The following is an 18,339-nucleotide window of genomic DNA, read 5'->3' on the forward strand; positions in this document are numbered from 1 at the left end:
GGAGGTGAAAATCAATGGAAAATACGAAATATGAAATTCTTTATATTATTCGTCCAAACATTGATGAAGAAGCAAAAACTGCTTTAGTGGAACGTTTTGACGCCATTTTGACTGATAACGGAGCGGAAGTTCTTGAGTCAAAACTTTGGGAAAAACGCCGTCTAGCATATGAAATGAACGGATTCCGTGAAGGTATCTATCACATCGTTAAAGTGTCTTCTCCATCAAACGCAAATGCAATCAACGAATTTGACCGTCTTGCTAAAATCAACGACAGCATTATTCGTCACATGATTGTTAAAGAAGAAGCTTAATAAATTGTTTCACGTGAAACAAAAATAACGATGAAGGGATGATGAATTTTGATTAACAACGTTGTATTAGTAGGAAGATTGACAAAAGATCCTGATTTACGTTATACCGCAAGTGGTACGGCTGTTGCTACTTTCTCATTAGCAGTGAATCGTAATTTTACGAATCAGAGTGGTGAAAGAGATGCAGATTTTATTAACTGTGTGATTTGGAGAAAATCAGCAGAAACACTAGCAAATTATGCCCGTAAAGGTACATTGCTTGGAGTGACAGGAAGAATTCAAACAAGAAACTATGAAAACCAACAAGGTCAAAGAGTTTATGTTACTGAAGTTGTAGCAGAAAACTTCCAATTACTAGAATCTCGTTCAACTAGCGAACAACGTCGTGGAAACGATGGCGGCGATTTTGGTGGAAATCAATCAAACTTTGGAAACAGCTACAATCAAAATCAAACATCTCAACAATCAAACGGAATGCCTAGTTTTGATCGAGACAACTCTGATCCATTCGGGGGTTCATCAATCGACATTTCAGATGACGATTTACCATTCTAAGAAATTTGATAGGAGGGAAATAGGATGGCACAACAAAGAAGAGGCGGACGCAAACGTCGTAAAGTAGACTATCTTGCAGCTAACCATATCGAACACGTTGATTATAAAGACATTGAATTATTAAAAAGATTTATTTCAGAACGCGGTAAAATTTTACCACGTCGTGTAACTGGTACTGGTGCTAAAAACCAACGTAAATTAACAGTTGCTATTAAACGCGCACGTATTATGGGATTACTTCCATTCGTAGGCGAAGAAAATTAATTTTCCAAGATCTCACTGGTTTAGCTAGTGGGATCTTTTTTTGACCAAAGAAAATGAAAAAGCAAGTTTCACCAATTTGTGGTAAAATAAAAGGTAAAGTTTTCATTTTGTTGGCGTTCATTATAGATGAATCGAGATAGATTAAGGAGTAAACTATGACAACAGCAATTGGGATTATCTCACTAGACAATTACGATGACGTAATTGATAAAATGGATGACAAACATATTTCTTACCTCAATACATTAGTCACAACGCTAGTTTCTGATTGGGCGAGTGAGTACCATGTTTTTTATAAACGTATTAATTCAGAACGTTATTTTTTTGTAGCTGATACAGCTGATGTTTTACGAATGCAAGAGAAAAATTTTGATTTATTACAACATATTAAAAATTCAGAAGTCCATAATGAATTAGTGTTAACGATTAGTATGGGAATTGCCTATGGAGAAGCATCTGCTGAAAAAATCGGTGAAATTGCTCAAAGTAATCTGGATATGGCGTTGGCTCGTGGGGGCGACCAAGTTGTCGTAAAGCATACGGATCCACAGGCAAAACCACAATTTTTTGGTGGGAATACTGATGGGACCATTAAACGAACTAGAACACGCTCACGTGCAATGAGCATGTCATTAAATCGCATTTTTAAAGATAACCAAAAAATCTTTATTATGGGGCATCGTTATCCCGATATGGATGCTATTGGTGCTGCTTTTGGAGTGGCTACTTTAGGCAAATTTATATCTAAAGAGTGTTATATTATTTTGAATCGCGAAGAAGTTACTGCAGATATTACCCGTGGTTTAGCAGAAATAGACAATTATCCTGAAGTTAAAAATCTAGTTATTTCAAGTAAAGAAGCCTTGAAATTGTTAGATAAACAAAGTGTCTTAGTGATGGTTGACTATCATAAACCTTCGATGTCAATTTCTGAAGAAGTATATGAAGCCGTGGAAAAAATTGTCATTATTGACCATCATCGTCGCGGAGACGAATTCCCGATAAATCCGCTTTTGACATACATTGAAGCCTCTGCTTCTTCTGCATCAGAATTAGTAGCAGAATTGATTCAATATCAAGCGAATAAAAATCATCAGTTATCAAAAATCACCGCTACCTTATTGTTAGCTGGAATTTATGTGGATACGAAAAGTTTCGCTGTTCGTACAACTGGACGAACGTTTGACGTGGCCAGCTATTTGAAAAATCATGGAGCCGATTTATCCATTGTTCATGATTTATTAAGTTCAGATTTAGAGGCGTATTTGCAAATTAGCGAGTTAGTTTCTCGTAGTGAATATGTCACACCAGAAATCGTTGTTTCAGTGGGTCCTGAAGATAAAGAATATGATAACGTAACAATTGCGAAAGCTGCGGATACGTTGCTTTCGATGAATGATATTCAAGCGGCCTTTGTTATTACAAAACGTTTGGATCAACGTATAGGAATTAGTGCACGTAGTTCGGGTAAAGTGAATGTGCAACGATTAATGGAAAACTTCGGTGGTGGAGGACATTTCACAAATGCTGCTACGCAAATTGAGGGGCAAACGCTTGAAAAAGTCCGTGAAATGCTATTTAATGAATTAAGAATATTGGAAGAAAAGGAGCAATCAACATGAAAGTTATTTTCTTAGAAGACGTTAAAGGAAAAGGCAAAAAAGGGCAAGTGAAAGAAGTACCGACTGGTTATGCCCAAAACTATTTAATTAAAAATAATCTGGCAAAAGAAGCGAATCGTGAAAGCTTAGCAGAAATGTCAGGCAAGAAAAAAGCCAAAGAAAAACAAGATGCTGAAGCACTTAAAGAAGCACAAACACTCAAAGATTTCTTAGAAAAAGAAGAAACAGTCGTTGAAATTAAAGCAAAAGCAGGTGCTGATAGTCGTCTATTTGGTTCAATTCCTTCCAAACAAATTACAGATGCACTAAACAAACAATACAACGTTAAAGTAGACAAACGTAAGGTGGATTTGAAACAACCGATTCGTTCATTAGGTTTTACTGATGTGCCAGCCAAATTGCATCCAGAAGTTACAGCAACCATTAAGGTACATGTAGTTAGCGAATAATACACACGTAGGCAGATTTCGAGAGTTCGGGTCTGCCTTGCGCTTTGCATTTTAGCCAAATAATTGTAGAATAAATGGACTGACTAAGTATAGGAGAGAAACGTATGAATGAAGTTTGGCAAGATCGTGTGCCACCACAAGATATCGAAGCAGAACAAGCCGTCTTGGGGGCCGTTTTCCTTGATTCTGATGCCATTATCGAAGCAATGGAATTGATTGAGCCCCGTGATTTTTACCGTCGCAGTCATCAAATTATCTTTCAGTGCATGATTCAATTGAATGACCGCAATGAAGCGATTGATCTGATTACATTAAAAGCTGAAATTGAAAAAAGCAATGCCTTAGAAGATGTAGGTGGAATTAGTTATTTAACTGAACTAGGTCAAGCGTCTCCCTCTTCAGCAGGTGTCTCCCATTATGCAAAAATTGTGGATGATAAAGCAACTTTGCGTAATTTAATTCAAGCTGCCAACCGAATAGTCACGAAAGGTTTCGAGCAAGATGAAGAAGTTCAAGCAATTGTTGATGATGCAGAAAAAAGCATTTTAGAAGTATCCGAAAAAAGAAACAGCACAGGCTTTCAATCCATTGCGGATGTCTTAAATCGAACAATTGAAAATATTGACCGTTTGGCACAAAATGATGAAGAAATCACAGGCCTACCAACAGGGTATCAAGCCTTAGATAAAATGACAGCAGGATTACAAAAAGAAGAATTAATTATTTTAGCCGCACGACCAGCTGTAGGTAAAACTGCATTTGCATTGAATATTGCTCAAAATGTAGGGACAAAAACCGATAATACGGTCGCTATTTTTAGTTTGGAAATGGGCGCTGAATCATTGGTAAGTCGGATGCTTTGTGCAGAAGGTTCGATCGAAGCAAGTCATTTGCGTACCGGGCAATTAACAGATGATGAATGGCGAAATTTAATTGTTGCAATGGGGAGTTTATCCCGTGCTAGTATCTATATCGATGATACACCTGGGATTAAAATTTCAGAAATTCGCGCACGCTGTCGTAAATTAGCCCAAGAAAGAGGTAACTTGGGATTAATTTTAATTGACTATTTGCAATTGATTGAAGGAACCGGGCGTGAAAGTCGTCAACAAGAAGTATCAGAAATTTCTCGTCAATTAAAAAAATTAGCCAAAGAATTAAAAGTACCCGTGATTGCTTTGTCTCAGCTATCCCGTGGTGTCGAACAACGTCAAGACAAGCGTCCGGTTTTAAGTGATATTCGTGAATCGGGTTCGATTGAGCAAGATGCCGATATTGTGGCCTTTTTATATCGTGATGATTATTATCAACGAGAAGGCGATGAGGATGAAAATGGTGAGGAACCACAAAACGATAACGTTATCGAAGTCATCATTGAAAAAAACCGTAGTGGTGCTCGTGGAACGGTGGAATTACTCTTTATCAAAGAATATAATAAATTTTCTTCGCTTTCTCCAAGGGAAGAATTTGCTTAAGAACTGCTTTGGCGGTTCTTTTTTTTAATGACTTGTATTTTAATCTTGTACAAGTTAAATAATTTTGATATAGTACTGAACAAACGGGGTGAGTCTATGTCAAAGGAAAAATATTATGCTTTATTAAAAGAAAAATTTCAAAATAAGGAAAATGTTGTTACCGAGATTATTAACTTAGAAGCTATTTTGCATTTACCAAAGGGGACAGAGCATTTTGTGAGTGATGTTCATGGTGAATTTGAAGCATTTGATCATGTCTTACGCAATGGTTCGGGAAGTGTTAAAGAAAAATTAGTGGAATGTTTTGCCAATACGTCTGTAGATATTGATGATTTGGCGACTTTAATTTATTATCCAGAAGAAAAAATGCAGCTAGAAAAAGCCCAGATGACTCAAGGTGAACGAGAGCAATGGTACGGAGAAAAAATTCAGTTACTCATTCAAACCATTAACTTTTCGAGTCGTAAATACACGCGTTCAAAAGTACGTAAAGCATTACCGAAACGGTTTAGTTATATCATTGAAGAACTATTAACAGAATCTCAAAAAGAGCCGGGAAAAGAAGGGTATTTCCACGCAATTATTGATAAAATTATTCAGCTCCATCAAGCATCCGCTTTAATTAAAGATTTATGTTACTTAATTCAACGGTTTGTAGTCGATCATTTGCATGTCGTCGGTGATATTTATGACCGGGGTCCAGCCCCTGATTTTATTATGGAGCGTTTGGTTCAACATCATTCCGTGGACATTCAATGGGGAAATCATGACATTGTTTGGATGGCTGCGATGGCAGGTTCTCCCATTGCGATTATGAATTTGCTACGAATTTGCGCCCGTTATGGGAACTTGGATATTGTTGAAGAGCGGTATGGTATCAATGTTCGGCCTTTAGTTGAATACAGTAAACAACATTATCTTGCCAATGATAAATTTGCCCCAAAACTAGCCCCTGATGAAGATGAATTAACAGAGTCCGAAAAAGAACATCTAAATGTCGTTCAACAAGCAACAACGATCTTACAATTCAAATTAGAAGGACAATTAATCAATCGTCGGCCAGATTTTCGCATGAATGACCGACATATGCTAAAAAATATTGATTATGATACGCAAGAAATTACCTTAAAAGGCACAAACTATCCACTGGTTAATTTCCAAGCACCGACTGTCGATCCCTCGAATCCTTGCGCATTAACTGAAGAAGAAGAACGCTTATTAAACAAATTGATGTTATCGTTTCAAGCATCGGAAAAACTTCGTCGTCACACAGATTTTTTAATTGAAAAAGGCAGTATGTATTTGTGTTATAACGGTAATTTATTATTACATGGATGCATTCCTTTACATGAAAATGGCGATTTTAAATCTTTTCGGATTAATCAAAAACAATATGCAGGAAAAGAATTGTTGGATTATTTTGAAAAACAAGTGCGTAAAAGCTACAAGGATTATTCTGTTTCGGATGATTTGGCAACAGATTTGTTGTGGTATTTGTGGACAGGCGAATGCTCTTCTTTATTTGGCAAAAATGCTATGACTACTTTTGAACGCTACTACATTGAAGATAAAAAAACGCATAAGGAAGAAAAAAATGCCTATTATCATTTGCGTAATGAAGAACACATTTGCCAAGATATTTTAGCCTTATTTGATTTACCAATCACCGGACATATTATTAATGGTCATACGCCTGTAAAAGCTAAAAAAGGTGAAAGCCCAATTAAAGCCAATGGGCGCTTGTTAGTGATTGACGGTGGCTTTGCGAAAAGCTATCAAAAAGAGACGGGATTGGCAGGTTATACGTTACTTTCTAATAGCTATGGTCTCCAATTAGTTGCCCACCAACCATTCTCTTCGGTAGACGAAGCAGTCGCAGAAGGCAGCGATATTCTATCAACAAAACGTCTCATTGAAAGCGTGGATACTCGAACCACAGTTGGCAATACGAATATCGGGCAAAAATTAAAGCAAGAAATGAATGCTTTGGAGACGTTATACCAAAATTATGAAAAATGTTAAATTAAAAAATTTATAATAACAATAAAATATCCGAACTATAGATGTCACAAAACTATAGTTCGGATATTTTTATTGGATTTGAGATTCTTTTGTTACAGTAATCGTTGGGAAAATCGTTGTCATTTGCTGCTCAGTTACTTCAGGATACCAGTTCATAGCATTGCAAGTAGAAAAGAGTAAAGCACTTGTTAAGGTTTCTTCAGGTGTTGTTTGTTGATACATGCCTTTGACCAGACGTCCAAGAAAGAAATCACCACATGCAATTGGATTTTTAGCTTCTATGGGTAATGCAGAACCAGTATAAAAAGTTTGATTTAAACGTCCAACAATCCCTTTTTTCCCAAGGGTAATAATAAAATTGGGGATTTCTGGATTGATATCGTTGGAAAGAAGCGTCAGATAATCGGTTACTGTAGCTAGTTCTTTTTCTGGGAATAAATCTTGAATTTCTTCGTCATTAATTTTGATTAAATAAGGTGTTGTTTGCTGATAGGTCTGTCTAAGGGCTTCCCCACTCGTATCTACGCATAGTTTTACAGAAAGGTTACGTTTTGCAAGTTCATCTGTTATTTGGCAAATATAATCAGCAGGCATGCCTTTCATCAATGAACCTGAGAAAACTAAAAAATCACCTTCGTTTAAAGATTCGAGTAGTGTCTGTGTAAATTGTTGTAAGGTTGCTGCGTCTAATTCAAAGCCTGCTTCGTAAACAGGTACGATTGTTTGGTCTGTCATATCAACCAGAATATTACAAAGTCGCGTGTTTGTTGCAACAGTTGTCGCTTTGAGGGCATAGCCTTTTTCTTGTGCGAGTTGTGTTAAGTGAGTGCCATAAAGTCCTCCTAGCATGGTATGAATAGTGATTTCAGGAGAATTTTTTTCATAAGTAAGGGCATAAGCAACGTTAAAACTCTTCCCACCTGGCGATTCTCTTACTTCGATAGGGCGATTCGGAATAGCGGTTTCAATTTTTTTTAGCAACAAAGTTCGATCAATAGCAGGATTGGGGCAAATCAAATGGATCATCATCAACACTCCTTCGTTTTATTGCCTTCATTATACAATAAAATACTATTTATTTGGCAATTATTTTGCAAAAATTAAATAATTTTGCAAAATGCAAAATAAAAATGTTGCAAGTTGCAAAAAATATGGTAATATGATGGTAACGATTACAAAGGACGGTGTAAGTTATGGCAGACAATCGTAAAGAACAAATTTTAACCATTTTAAGAGAAAAAAAATCCGTGCGTATTCTTGATTTAAGTAAACAATTACGCGTATCACGCGAAACTGTCCGAAAAGACATTATGGAGATGGAAGAAGAAGGATTATTGAAAAAAACCTATGGTGGAGCAGTTTTAGACGAAGCAAATACAGAAACGGATTATGAGCGTCGTCGAGCAGAACATGAAGAGAAAAAAGAAAAGATTGCTGAACGTGCCTATCAATTTATTGAACCAGGTGACACTATTTACTTAGATTACGGAACAAGTTCATACGCTTTGGCAAAAAAACTGGTGGACTTTGAAGATTTAACAGTAGTCACCAATAGTATTCCGATTGTAAATTTATTGATTCGTTCTTCTGGCATTCAATTAATTATTTTAGGTGGCAATGTTCGAAAAAATGAAGATTCGCTTTTTGGTACATTTGGATTAAATAATGCCAAAGAAATTTTTGTCGATTTAGGATTTTTCGGATGTGCTGGTATCGACATTAAATCAGGAGTGACCAATTATCATATGGGTGAAATCGAAATTTCTAAAGCGATGTTACACCATAGTAAAACGGTGATTTTATTAGCAGATGAAACCAAATTTGGAAAATCAGCGCTCTATAAAACATCTGATTTAGAAGATTTAGATATTGTCATTACGACAGATGTCAAAGACTCAGAAGTTGAAGAAGAATTTTTGAAACAAACTATCGAAATTATTAAAACAGAAGGGAACGACAGCCATGATTAAAAAAGAATTTTTATTCAATACGGATTTTAAAACGAAAGAGGAGTTATTTAAAACTGCGACCAATTATTTGGTTGCAAATGGCTATGTGTCTCCTGAATTTGAAGCGGCGTTAAATACACGCGAGAAAGATTTTCCGACTGGATTACCAACAGTACCGCCCGTGGCAATTCCGCATACGGATGGTACGTTTGTAAAAAATGATACGATTTTGTGTATCGTCAATCAACATGAAGTGGCATTCAATGAGATGGGAGGAGATGAAGAAGATATAGTCTTGCCTAAAGTATTTTTTATGCTAGTACTTGGGGAAGGTGCCACACATTTAGCTCAATTACAAAACCTGATTGAAAAAATTCAAGGTGGCGAATTGGTTGAAAAGTCCTTAGCAGCAAAAAGTCTGGAAGAATTCGAGACTGTTGTGAATACGCATTTATAAAATAAGTTTTTTAGGAGGAAAAAAGAATGAAAAAAAGAATTATTGTCGCATGTGGTGGAGCAATTGCAACATCAACGGTCGCTGCAAATCGCATTCGTGAATTATTAAAAGCTAACGGAATTGATGGTGAGGTTAAACAAACCCGAATCACTGAACTAGAAGCAGAAAAAGATGGCGCAGATTTAATTGTTACCACTGCAAAAGTGAAAAAAGACTTTGGCGTACCAACAATTCATGGGGTTGCTTTCATTTCAGGAATTGGCATTGACAAATTAGAACAACAAATTTTAGACGTTCTAAAATAATAAAGAGGAGGAATTTTTGTGGGAGTCATTCAGTATATCGTTGATTTAGGCCCAACAGTTATGTTGCCTTTAATCATTTTCATTATTGGGCTGTTACTCAAACAAGGAATTGGTAAATCACTTCGTTCTGGTTTAACGGTTGGAATTGGATTTGTTGGTATTAACTTAGTTATTAGTTTAATGACACAGAACTTAGGGGATGCTGCAAAATCAATGGCAGATAATTATAACTTAGGTTTAAACGTTATCGACCTGGGTTGGCCTGGAACAGCACCAATGGCTTGGGCATCAAGTATGGGGTTAATTGCAATTCCAATTGCGATTGGTGTCAATATTCTGATGTTAATTACTAAGATGACAAAAGTTGTAAACGTTGACATCTGGAATATTTGGCATATTGCTTTTACTGGAGCTATGGTGCAGGTCGCTACAGGAAGTTATGTTTGGGGAATTGTTGGTGTTATTGTTCATGCGGCGGTTATTTACAAACTAGGAGATATTTTTACCCCCGTAACAGATGAATATTTTGGATTAGAAGGAATTGCGATGCCTCATGGAACATCTGCTTATATGGGTGTCATTGCTAAACCAATTGATGACTTAATCGAGCGAATTCCTGGTTTGAACAAAGTTACCTTAACACCAGAAAAAATTGAAGAACGTCTCGGTGTTTTTGGACAACCGACTGTCGTAGGCGCAATTTTAGGTTTTGTCATTGGGTTGTTAGCGAAATATCCAATTGGTCAAGCTGCTACATTAGCTGTACAAATGGCTGGGGTTATGGTCTTGATGCCGATGGTTGTAAAATTGATTATGGAAGGCTTAATTCCAATATCAGAAGCAGCTCGTTCGATGTTAGACAAGCGCTTTTCTGGGAGTGATTTTCGAATTGGTTTGGACTGTGCTTTAATGTTGGGTGATCCAGCTGTTGTTGCAGCTTCTATGTTATTTGTACCATTAACTATTTTGATTGCAGTCTTACTTCCTGGCAACAATATCTTACCATTTGGCGATTTAGCAACAATTGGTTTCTTTGTAGCAATTGCAGTCGGTGTTCATAAAGGAAACATTTTCCGTACGCTATTTTCAGGTACTGCTATTATGACGATGACGTTATGGATTGCTAATCAAATGGCACCTGTTCAACAAGCGTTAGGTCAACAAGTTGGTTTGACAAAAGCTGGTGAACAAATTTCTTCAATGGACCAAGCAGGATCACCAATCACTTATCTATTAGCTAAAGGTATCACGTTGGAAATGGGTGTTGGTTTCTTTGTAATCGTTGTTCTTTACGGTTTCTGTGTGGCATACACATATGCCAAATACAAACAAGGAAAATTGTATGTAGAAGAAGAAGCGTAGGAAGGTGAAAAAAGTGAAAGCATTAGCAGTAACAGGTGTTGAAAAATTTGAGCTACAAGACTTAGCTATTCCCACACCACAAAAAGGGGAAGTACTCATAAAAGTTGCCTATGTTGGCGTTTGCGGGTCTGATTTACCAAGGTATTTCGACGGTGGCGTGCATCAATTTCCACAAATCTTAGGACATGAATTTTCAGGAACTATTGCTGAAGTTGGTGAAGGTGTACAATTGAAAAAAGGCACACGTGTAGCAGTTGCGCCATTAGTTCCCTGTAATGAATGTGAACAATGCCGTAGTGGTCGTCCACAACTATGTCCAAATTATAGTTTTATTGGATCAAGACAACAAGGTGCGATGGCTGAATACGTGATTGCTCCTGTAGAAAACTGTCTAGTCGTTCCGAAAGAATTGGCTTTAAAAATCGCGGCTACCATTGAACCACTGACCGTAGCAATTCATGGAATTGAACGAATTCGAACAAAATCCGGTGATAAAACGTTAGTTCTAGGTGCAGGCACGATTGGTTTAATGACCGTGTTAGCATTACGTGCACGTGGCGTTGGTGAAATTACCGTGATTGATTTAAACGAACAAAAATTAGCATTAGCAAAACAAATTGGCGCAGATATCGTCGTCAATCCATTAACAACAGATTTAGAGCAACATTTTAAAGAAAACGGACTAGCTTCGGTCGTTTTTGAAACTGCGGGAAATCATCTTACCCAAGTGCAAGCAATTAAATATGCTGATCGCCAAGCAAAAGTTGTTTTTGTTGGAACTTGTACGCGCCCTGTAAAATTTGAAGCAGAAGAATTTGAATTAATTTTACGTCGTGAATTAGAATTAACGGGTTCATGGATGTCTTATTCAGCACCATTTCCAGGTTTTGAATGGCATGCGGCTTTACGCTACTTAGCGACAGGTGAGATTGATACGTTACCGTTAATTACCGGGATTTATTCCTTAGAAGATCAAGCGATTCCTTTTGAAAAAATGCGCGAAAAAGAGTCAAAAGAAGTCAAAGTATTATATGAAATTGGAGGAGAAGTTGAGTGAGTGAATTGAAAGATAAGCGATTACGTAAGACGTTAAATGACCAGCGAGTGATTGCAGCGTTAGCCATCGATCAACGCGGTGCGATGAAAAAAATGATTACGAAGTATAAAGAAGAAGCCACTTCGGAAGACATTATAGAATTTAAAACTTTAGTCTCAAAAGAATTAACACCCTACACATCTTCCATATTACTAGACCCCGAATACGGATTACCTGCGGCCAAACAGAAAGATCCAGAAAGTGGCTTATTATTAGCATACGAGAAAACGGGTTATGATGCAACTGTTCCAGGAAGATTACCAGATATTTTAGATGTATGGTCAGTACGTCGCTTAAAAGAAGCGGGTGCTGATGCGTGTAAATTCTTGTTGTATTATGATGTCGATGAAGCAGAGGAGATTAATGAACAGAAGCATGCGTTTATTGAACGTTTAGGCTCAGAATGTGTAGCAGAAGAGTTACCTTTTTTCTTAGAATTAGTTTCGTATGATGCTACTGGTTTAGATGCGAATAGTGCGGAGTATGCAAAAGTTAAACCGCATAAAGTCAACGATATGATGAAGATTTTTTCAGATGAAAACTATCATGTTGATGTCTTGAAGGTTGAAGTACCAGTGAATATGAATTTTGTTGAGGGCTATGCTACAGAGGAAGTGGTTTATTCAAAAGATGAGGCAGCAAAATATTATGCAGAACAATCAGCTGCGACCGAATTACCTTTTATCTTTTTAAGTGCCGGCGTTTCAGCAGCCTTATTCCGTGAGACGTTACGTTTTGCTAAAGCTGCCGGTTCAACCTTTAATGGTGTCTTATGTGGTCGGGCAACTTGGGCAGATGGCGTAGAAGTTTTCATTCGAGATGGAGAAGAAGCCGCGATTAACTGGCTACGTACTCAAGGGAAACAAAATGTGGATGAATTGAATGCCGTCTTAGCTGAAACAGCAACCCCTGTTAAATACTAAAAAAGGAAAACTATCAATCGTATGGTTGATAGTTTTTTTCGTAAATATCGTCTGATAAGTTCGTGTTTTTTTAAAAAAAATCATTTTTATAATATAAATGTTCGTATTTTTCTTTTTTTAATAATTAAAAGTATGTGAATATTCGATTTTTATTGAAATTACTTTCAAAACTTGTTACAATAATTTAGGAATGCACTAAATAAAGAAAGAGGTATTCATATGTCATCAGTGGTAGTTGTAGGTACGCAATGGGGCGATGAAGGAAAAGGGAAGATCACCGATTTCCTAAGTGAAAATGCAGAAGTCATCGCTCGTTATCAAGGTGGAGATAATGCAGGTCACACAATCAAATTCGATGGTGTCACATACAAATTGCACTTAATCCCATCTGGAATTTTCTATAAAGAAAAAATTAGCGTGATCGGAAATGGTGTTGTAGTCAACCCGAAATCTCTAGTAAAAGAATTAGCTTATTTAAAAGATCATGAAGTTAGCACAGAAAATCTACGTATCTCAGATCGTGCACATGTCATCTTGCCTTACCATATCAAATTGGATCAATTGCAAGAAGATGCAAAAGGCGATAACAAGATTGGAACAACAATTAAAGGTATCGGACCAGCTTACATGGATAAAGCTGCTCGTGTCGGTATCCGTGTGGCTGATTTGTTAGATAAAGAAATTTTTGAAGAACGTTTACGTATTAATTTAGAAGAAAAAAATCGTCAATTCGTTAAAATGTTTGATTCAGAACCAATTGAATTTGATGATATTTTTGAAGAATATTATGAATATGGACAACAAATTAAACAATATGTAACTGACACTTCGGTTATTTTAAATGATGCATTGGATGAAGGCAAACGTGTTTTATTCGAAGGTGCTCAAGGTGTTATGTTAGATATTGACCAAGGAACATACCCATTTGTTACATCTTCCAACCCAGTTGCCGGTGGTGTAACTATCGGTAGTGGTGTAGGTCCTTCTAAAATTGATAAAGTGGTTGGTGTTTGTAAAGCATACACTTCTCGTGTAGGTGATGGTCCATTTCCAACTGAATTGTTTGATGAAGTCGGCGAAACGATTCGTAAAGTTGGTCGTGAATATGGAACAACAACTGGTCGTCCACGCCGTGTAGGTTGGTTTGACTCAGTCGTGATGCGTCACTCTCGTCGCGTATCAGGAATTACCAACTTATCATTAAACTCAATTGACGTATTGAGTGGTTTAGAAACAGTGAAAATTTGTACGGCTTATGAATTAGATGGTGAATTAATTTATCATTATCCAGCAAGCTTAAAAGAATTAAATCGTTGTAAACCAGTATACGAAGAATTACCAGGTTGGTCAGAAGATATTACTGGCTGTAAATCATTAGCTGAATTACCAGAAAATGCGCGTAACTATGTTCGTCGTATTTCTGAATTAGTTGGTGTACGTATCTCTACGTTCTCAGTAGGTCCAGATCGTAACCAAACGAACATTTTAGAAAGTGTTTGGTCTCAAATTTAATTAATCAAAGATTCATCAGAAAACACATTTTCTGATGAATCTTTTTTCTTTTGGTATAATAATAGTACTAGGTCAGGAGGGGAAAGAGATGTTTCAAATTATTACTGATGCGTGTTGTGATTTACCCGCAGAAATCCTCGATCAGGCAGATGTTGCGTATATTCCAATGATTTTAACACTCGATGGAAAAGAGTACGTCGATGATTTAGGTCAAACATTTGATTATGATGGATTTTTAAAAAGTTTACAAGAAAATAAACAACCAACCACCTCACAAATCAACATTGGACGTTATATGGAATATTTTCGTCCGCATGTGGAAAATAATGTCCCTATTTTATATATCGGTTTTTCTTCAGGTCTCAGTGGTTCCTACAGTAGTGCCTTACAAGCTGTAGAGTTATTGAAAGAAGAATATCCGCAAGCACTTATTTATTGTGTTGACACGAAAGCTGCTAGCTTAGGTGAAGGGATGCTAGTGATGGAAGCAGCGCGCTTACAAAAAGCAGGAAAATCATTAGAAGAAATTGTTGAGTGGTTAGAAACATATAAAATGAATTTGCGTTCTTGGGTGATGGTGAACGATTTAAAACATCTTGAAAAAGGTGGGCGTATTTCGAAAGCCGCAGCTACAATCGGAGGCTTATTGCATGTTAAACCGATTATCACAGTAGACACAGAAGGTAAGTTACAAAATGTTGATAAAATCCGTGGGCGCAATAAAGCCATTCAGAAAATAATTGCGGAGACTGCTCACGATTTGGATTTGACGATTGTGAATCAACTATATTTTGCGCATAGCGGTGATCAAGAAACTGCGCAGCAAATATTTAAAGAATTAAAAGCAAAGTATCCGCATGTGCCGATTACACGATATTCGCTTGGTCCAACCATTGCTAGTCATACTGGATACGGTTGTTTTGCATTGTTTTCGATGGGCAAAAATTCAAGATAATGGATTATCGTTCATTTGTTATGATTCATAACACTTGCTATTTACTTTGATAGTAATAATATGACTGTATATGTTTTTAAGTTAAAAGGAGCTAACAAAATGGATGTGTTAATGATAATACAAAAAAATTATTTGAATTTTTCCAAACAAGAACGAAAAATTGCTGATTATATTTTACGTTTTAGCCATCAAATAAAAAATATGAATATTGCAGAGTTAGCGAAAAACACGGGCACTTCTAATGCTTCAGTCACTAGATTTGTTAAAAAAATTGATTGTAAAAGTTATGCGGACATGAAATTTCATATCAATGCACAAAATGAAACGCAAGAAATTTATGAATCACATGGAATTGTTGATGAAGTATTTGTTTATTATCAAAATGTTATTAAAAATACGCAACGTTTAATTGATACGGATCAAATTGAAGAGTTGGTAGAGTTGCTGAATCAAGCGAAAAGAATTATTGTCATTGGCGCCAGTAATTCAGGCGTAACCGCAGATATTTTTCGAGTTCGTTTGATGCGAATGGGTTTATATGCTATTAGTTATACGGATCCTTTATGGATGTTGATGCATGCAAGCATTGCAGAAGAAGGAGATTTATACATTGCTATTTCTAATTCAGGAACGACCGAATCAATTTTAGAAACGGTTGAAATAGCTAAAGCACAAGGCGCTATCGTCGTTTCGATTACTAGCTATTCGGAAAATCCCATTGCAGAATTAAGTGATTTAGTTTTTCATGTATACAATACAAGATTTATTGATAATGAAAAATTTACTAATTCTCAATTCTCAAATATTTATTTAATTGATGTTATTACCACTTATTTACTTAAAAATGCTGAGTTTAGAGAAAAGATGTTTAAAACGAGGGAATCAATTGGAGATATTTAAAAAAAAATAAAAAAAGGCTGAAAATAAAGAAAATTATTTTCAGTCTTTTTTTTGTGTGAAAATAAGCAGAAACTAATTTTTAAATTATTTTCTAAAGAAAAGGCAATAAATTTGAAAATTATTACCGATATTTTATATTGCAATAATTATTTTCAGAATGTATGATGTCCTTAGAAAGGAAAATAAAGGTAATTAAGAAAGGGGTATTTTGTGAGCGTTTACGTACAACCATATACAATTCCGAATGTCACTATAAAACGTGAGGAAGAGCAATTATTTATTTCAATGGACAATGCCAAGGAGAACACTTATCAATTATTTTCAGGAAATCGTCCACATTTAGAAGCTATCAATAAAAAAATTGGAGAAAGTAAAAACAGTATGTTTCGTGTGACGCTTCCTGTCGATGAAGGGCCATACTACTTTGTTATTAAAGGAGAAGATTTTGAAACAAACATCTTTTCAGAAAGAGTTATTCAATTAAAGCAAGCGATTAATTTTCGTGATTTAGGAGGCTATCAAACAACAGATGGTCGCGTGACTCGTTGGGGATTATTGTTCAGAGGCGATCAGTTATCTAAGTTAGATGAAACTGACAGACGATTATTAGAAAAAATGAATTTGAAAACAATTGTTGATTATCGTTCCGAACACGAAAGAACTGTTAATCCGAATAAACAAATTGCGACCGTTATTCAAACTGTTCATTGTGATCCTCAATCAAGTTTTTCGGAAGCGGCAGCCAATGCGGTTGATCTGAATGAAGAAAATGTTAAACTTGTCCGCCAATTAGAAGAGGGAAAAATAGAATCAAAATACATTAACGGTAAAGGTGAAAATGTTATCGAGGACTATCAATTTTTAATTACTTCTGAACCAGCTAAAGAAGCATATAAGAAATTTTTACAGACATGTGCCGACGTAGCAAATGCACCTTTAGTTCATCATTGTCGTGGAGGAAAAGATCGAACTGGTTTAGGATCAATGTTTTTACTTTTATTACTAGGTGTCAAAGAAGAAGAAATTGTGAATGATTATATTTTAACTGGGATTATTCGTAAAGATAGAAACCAATTAAAATATGAACTTTATCAAGAACTGACAAAAAATGAAGACTATCTTGCGTATTTAATGGCAATGATTGAAACCAGAGAAGAATTTATTCGAGCAAGTATTGAGCGTATCAAAGAGTTATATCCAACAACAACGGATTATTTCATTCAGCATTTTGGTTTGACACAAGAACAAATTGATACAATGCGAGAGTTTTATTTAGAGGAGGGAATGAACAAATGACACAAGTCGCTGTAGTTGTAGCTAGCCATGGGGAATTTGCTAAATATGCTTTAAAAAGTGCCGAAATGATCGTCGGCACTCAAGAAAATTGTGGGGTTGTAACTGTTGGGATGGACGATACTTTACAAGATGCTATTCAAGAGATGCAGAATGAATTAAATCACTTAGATAGAAGTCAAGGAACAGTTATTTTAGTAGACATTTTAGGAGGAACGCCTTCTAATGTTAGTGGTCGTTTTGTTTTAACAGATGAAAGCGTTTTAGTTTTAAGTGGGTTGAATTTACCTTTGTTATTAGATTTATTAACCAATCGGGAGCGAAGCTTAGTAGAGATTGCGACTTCTTTAGAAAATTCATATCATGCAGGTTTTAATAATGTAACGGAGCTATTTAAAAAAGGAGAAGATGAAGATGAGTGTGAAATTTTGTAGAATTGATGATCGTTTGATTCATGGTCAAGTTGTAACAACCTGGGTAAATGTTCACCAAATTGAGCAAGTGATTATCGTAAATGAAACAGTCGCCAACGATAAAATTCAAGCAAATGTATTAAAAATGAGTGCACCACCAACCATTAAATTGCATATCTTTCCACCAGAAAAATTTTTAAATATCATTCAAAAAAACCCAATTAGTCGTAATACCATGCTTTTATTTGCGTCACCATTTGACGTTGAAACTTTGGTAAACGCTGGTTATGAGATTCCCAAATTAAATGTTGGGGGCATGAGAGGCAATGCGGAAAGAGCGAAGTTGACCAAAGCTGTTTCATTGACGCCAACAGAAAGAGAATCTTTTGAACGAATGTTAGCTAAAGGTATGGATATTGAAATTCAGATGGTACCAAGTGAAAGTATTATCAAAATGAAAGAGGTGCTGTAAA

At 36.1% G+C, this 18,339-nt stretch carries 20 protein-coding genes; 19 read left to right on the forward strand and 1 reads right to left on the reverse strand.

Features of this window, described 5'->3' with window-relative positions; genetic code table 11:
- The first annotated feature begins 14 nt into the window (after window positions 1-14).
- The 7 genes from rpsF to DOK78_RS01990 all read left to right on the forward strand — a co-directional run bounded on the left by rpsF (window position 15) and on the right by DOK78_RS01990 (window position 6,701).
- Window positions 15-314, forward strand: coding sequence for a 30S ribosomal protein S6 (gene rpsF / locus DOK78_RS01960; RefSeq protein WP_016176042.1), 300 nt, complete (start codon window positions 15-17; stop codon window positions 312-314).
- Window positions 315-362: 48 nt separating this feature from the next.
- A complete protein-coding gene (gene ssb, locus DOK78_RS01965; RefSeq protein ID WP_207941878.1) occupies window positions 363-869 on the forward strand; it encodes a single-stranded DNA-binding protein in 507 nt (168 codons plus the stop codon).
- A gap of 24 nt (window positions 870-893) precedes the next feature.
- The gene (rpsR, locus tag DOK78_RS01970) at window positions 894-1,133 is read left to right on the forward strand and encodes a 30S ribosomal protein S18 (RefSeq protein ID WP_071874537.1); all 240 of its coding nucleotides are present in this window, start codon (window positions 894-896) and stop codon (window positions 1,131-1,133) included.
- A gap of 155 nt (window positions 1,134-1,288) precedes the next feature.
- Window positions 1,289-2,755: a DHH family phosphoesterase gene (locus DOK78_RS01975; RefSeq protein WP_207941879.1), complete on the forward strand. Its 1,467-nt coding sequence runs from the start codon at window positions 1,289-1,291 to the stop codon at window positions 2,753-2,755.
- Window positions 2,752-3,204, forward strand: coding sequence for a 50S ribosomal protein L9 (gene rplI, locus DOK78_RS01980; protein ID WP_207941880.1), 453 nt, complete (start codon window positions 2,752-2,754; stop codon window positions 3,202-3,204). The genes DOK78_RS01975 and rplI overlap by 4 nt, the downstream gene beginning before the upstream one ends.
- Before the next feature lie 104 nt (window positions 3,205-3,308).
- On the forward strand, window positions 3,309-4,679 hold the full coding sequence (gene dnaB, locus DOK78_RS01985) for a replicative DNA helicase (RefSeq protein ID WP_207941881.1): 1,371 nt from the start codon (window positions 3,309-3,311) through the stop codon (window positions 4,677-4,679).
- Window positions 4,680-4,775: 96 nt separating this feature from the next.
- Window positions 4,776-6,701 (forward strand): fructose-1,6-bisphosphatase, encoded by a 1,926-nt coding sequence (locus tag DOK78_RS01990; protein WP_207941882.1) that lies wholly within the window; start codon window positions 4,776-4,778, stop codon window positions 6,699-6,701.
- 69 nt (window positions 6,702-6,770) lie between these two features.
- Here the strand turns inward: DOK78_RS01990 and DOK78_RS01995 are convergent, their stop codons facing one another.
- On the reverse strand, window positions 6,771-7,730 hold the full coding sequence (locus tag DOK78_RS01995; RefSeq protein WP_243430654.1) for a 1-phosphofructokinase family hexose kinase: 960 nt from the start codon (window positions 7,728-7,730) through the stop codon (window positions 6,771-6,773).
- A 164-nt stretch (window positions 7,731-7,894) separates the two neighbouring features.
- Between DOK78_RS01995 and DOK78_RS02000 the strand changes: the two genes are divergently transcribed.
- From DOK78_RS02000 to DOK78_RS02055, 12 genes are all read left to right on the forward strand, one after another.
- On the forward strand, window positions 7,895-8,671 hold the full coding sequence (locus tag DOK78_RS02000; RefSeq protein ID WP_207941883.1) for a DeoR/GlpR family DNA-binding transcription regulator: 777 nt from the start codon (window positions 7,895-7,897) through the stop codon (window positions 8,669-8,671).
- The gene (locus DOK78_RS02005; RefSeq protein ID WP_207941884.1) at window positions 8,664-9,107 is read left to right on the forward strand and encodes a PTS sugar transporter subunit IIA; all 444 of its coding nucleotides are present in this window, start codon (window positions 8,664-8,666) and stop codon (window positions 9,105-9,107) included. Before DOK78_RS02000 ends, DOK78_RS02005 begins: the two co-directional genes overlap by 8 nt.
- A 26-nt stretch (window positions 9,108-9,133) precedes the next feature.
- Window positions 9,134-9,412, forward strand: coding sequence for a PTS galactitol transporter subunit IIB (gene gatB / locus DOK78_RS02010; protein WP_207941885.1), 279 nt, complete (start codon window positions 9,134-9,136; stop codon window positions 9,410-9,412).
- A gap of 18 nt (window positions 9,413-9,430) precedes the next feature.
- On the forward strand, window positions 9,431-10,774 hold the full coding sequence (locus DOK78_RS02015; protein WP_207941886.1) for a PTS transporter subunit IIC: 1,344 nt from the start codon (window positions 9,431-9,433) through the stop codon (window positions 10,772-10,774).
- A gap of 4 nt (window positions 10,775-10,778) precedes the next feature.
- The gene (locus DOK78_RS02020) at window positions 10,779-11,831 is read left to right on the forward strand and encodes an alcohol dehydrogenase catalytic domain-containing protein (protein ID WP_207941887.1); all 1,053 of its coding nucleotides are present in this window, start codon (window positions 10,779-10,781) and stop codon (window positions 11,829-11,831) included.
- Window positions 11,828-12,793 carry a tagatose-bisphosphate aldolase gene (gene lacD, locus DOK78_RS02025; protein WP_207941888.1) on the forward strand — a complete coding sequence of 322 codons (966 nt, stop codon included), beginning with the start codon at window positions 11,828-11,830 and terminating at the stop codon, window positions 12,791-12,793. Before DOK78_RS02020 ends, lacD begins: the two co-directional genes overlap by 4 nt.
- Before the next feature lie 219 nt (window positions 12,794-13,012).
- Entirely contained in the window at window positions 13,013-14,305 is a 1,293-nt protein-coding gene (locus tag DOK78_RS02030; RefSeq protein ID WP_207941889.1) for an adenylosuccinate synthase, read from the forward strand.
- Between the two features lie 88 nt (window positions 14,306-14,393).
- Entirely contained in the window at window positions 14,394-15,260 is an 867-nt protein-coding gene (locus DOK78_RS02035) for a DegV family protein (RefSeq protein ID WP_207941890.1), read from the forward strand.
- A 99-nt stretch (window positions 15,261-15,359) separates the two neighbouring features.
- Window positions 15,360-16,160 carry a MurR/RpiR family transcriptional regulator gene (locus tag DOK78_RS02040; RefSeq protein ID WP_207941891.1) on the forward strand — a complete coding sequence of 267 codons (801 nt, stop codon included), beginning with the start codon at window positions 15,360-15,362 and terminating at the stop codon, window positions 16,158-16,160.
- A gap of 210 nt (window positions 16,161-16,370) precedes the next feature.
- Window positions 16,371-17,456, forward strand: coding sequence for a tyrosine-protein phosphatase (locus tag DOK78_RS02045; protein ID WP_207941892.1), 1,086 nt, complete (start codon window positions 16,371-16,373; stop codon window positions 17,454-17,456).
- A complete protein-coding gene (locus DOK78_RS02050; protein WP_207941893.1) occupies window positions 17,453-17,887 on the forward strand; it encodes a PTS sugar transporter subunit IIA in 435 nt (144 codons plus the stop codon). The genes DOK78_RS02045 and DOK78_RS02050 overlap by 4 nt, the downstream gene beginning before the upstream one ends.
- Window positions 17,868-18,338, forward strand: coding sequence for a PTS system mannose/fructose/N-acetylgalactosamine-transporter subunit IIB (locus DOK78_RS02055; RefSeq protein ID WP_207941894.1), 471 nt, complete (start codon window positions 17,868-17,870; stop codon window positions 18,336-18,338). Before DOK78_RS02050 ends, DOK78_RS02055 begins: the two co-directional genes overlap by 20 nt.
- Window position 18,339 lies beyond the last annotated feature (1 nt).

The sequence above is a fragment of the Enterococcus sp. DIV2402 genome, assembly GCF_017426705.2.
Taxonomy (GTDB): Bacteria; Bacillota; Bacilli; order Lactobacillales; family Enterococcaceae; genus Enterococcus_F; species Enterococcus_F lowellii.

What these genes read in the sequence shown, in the direction of transcription:
- gatB (WP_207941885.1), top strand. Translation starts at nt 9,134, where the DNA reads ATGAAAAAAAGAATTATTGTCGCATGTGGTGGAGCAATTGCAACATCA.
- DOK78_RS01975 (WP_207941879.1), top strand. Translation starts at nt 1,289, where the DNA reads ATGACAACAGCAATTGGGATTATCTCACTAGACAATTACGATGACGTA.
- DOK78_RS02035 (WP_207941890.1), top strand. Translation starts at nt 14,394, where the DNA reads ATGTTTCAAATTATTACTGATGCGTGTTGTGATTTACCCGCAGAAATC.
- DOK78_RS02030 (WP_207941889.1), top strand. Translation starts at nt 13,013, where the DNA reads ATGTCATCAGTGGTAGTTGTAGGTACGCAATGGGGCGATGAAGGAAAA.
- DOK78_RS02055 (WP_207941894.1), top strand. Translation starts at nt 17,868, where the DNA reads ATGAGTGTGAAATTTTGTAGAATTGATGATCGTTTGATTCATGGTCAA.
- rplI (WP_207941880.1), top strand. Translation starts at nt 2,752, where the DNA reads ATGAAAGTTATTTTCTTAGAAGACGTTAAAGGAAAAGGCAAAAAAGGG.
- DOK78_RS02040 (WP_207941891.1), top strand. Translation starts at nt 15,360, where the DNA reads ATGGATGTGTTAATGATAATACAAAAAAATTATTTGAATTTTTCCAAA.
- dnaB (WP_207941881.1), top strand. Translation starts at nt 3,309, where the DNA reads ATGAATGAAGTTTGGCAAGATCGTGTGCCACCACAAGATATCGAAGCA.
- DOK78_RS02000 (WP_207941883.1), top strand. Translation starts at nt 7,895, where the DNA reads ATGGCAGACAATCGTAAAGAACAAATTTTAACCATTTTAAGAGAAAAA.
- rpsF (WP_016176042.1), top strand. Translation starts at nt 15, where the DNA reads ATGGAAAATACGAAATATGAAATTCTTTATATTATTCGTCCAAACATT.
- DOK78_RS01995 (WP_243430654.1), bottom strand. Translation starts at nt 7,730, where the DNA reads ATGATGATCCATTTGATTTGCCCCAATCCTGCTATTGATCGAACTTTG.
- DOK78_RS02050 (WP_207941893.1), top strand. Translation starts at nt 17,453, where the DNA reads ATGACACAAGTCGCTGTAGTTGTAGCTAGCCATGGGGAATTTGCTAAA.
- DOK78_RS02005 (WP_207941884.1), top strand. Translation starts at nt 8,664, where the DNA reads ATGATTAAAAAAGAATTTTTATTCAATACGGATTTTAAAACGAAAGAG.
- DOK78_RS01990 (WP_207941882.1), top strand. Translation starts at nt 4,776, where the DNA reads ATGTCAAAGGAAAAATATTATGCTTTATTAAAAGAAAAATTTCAAAAT.
- rpsR (WP_071874537.1), top strand. Translation starts at nt 894, where the DNA reads ATGGCACAACAAAGAAGAGGCGGACGCAAACGTCGTAAAGTAGACTAT.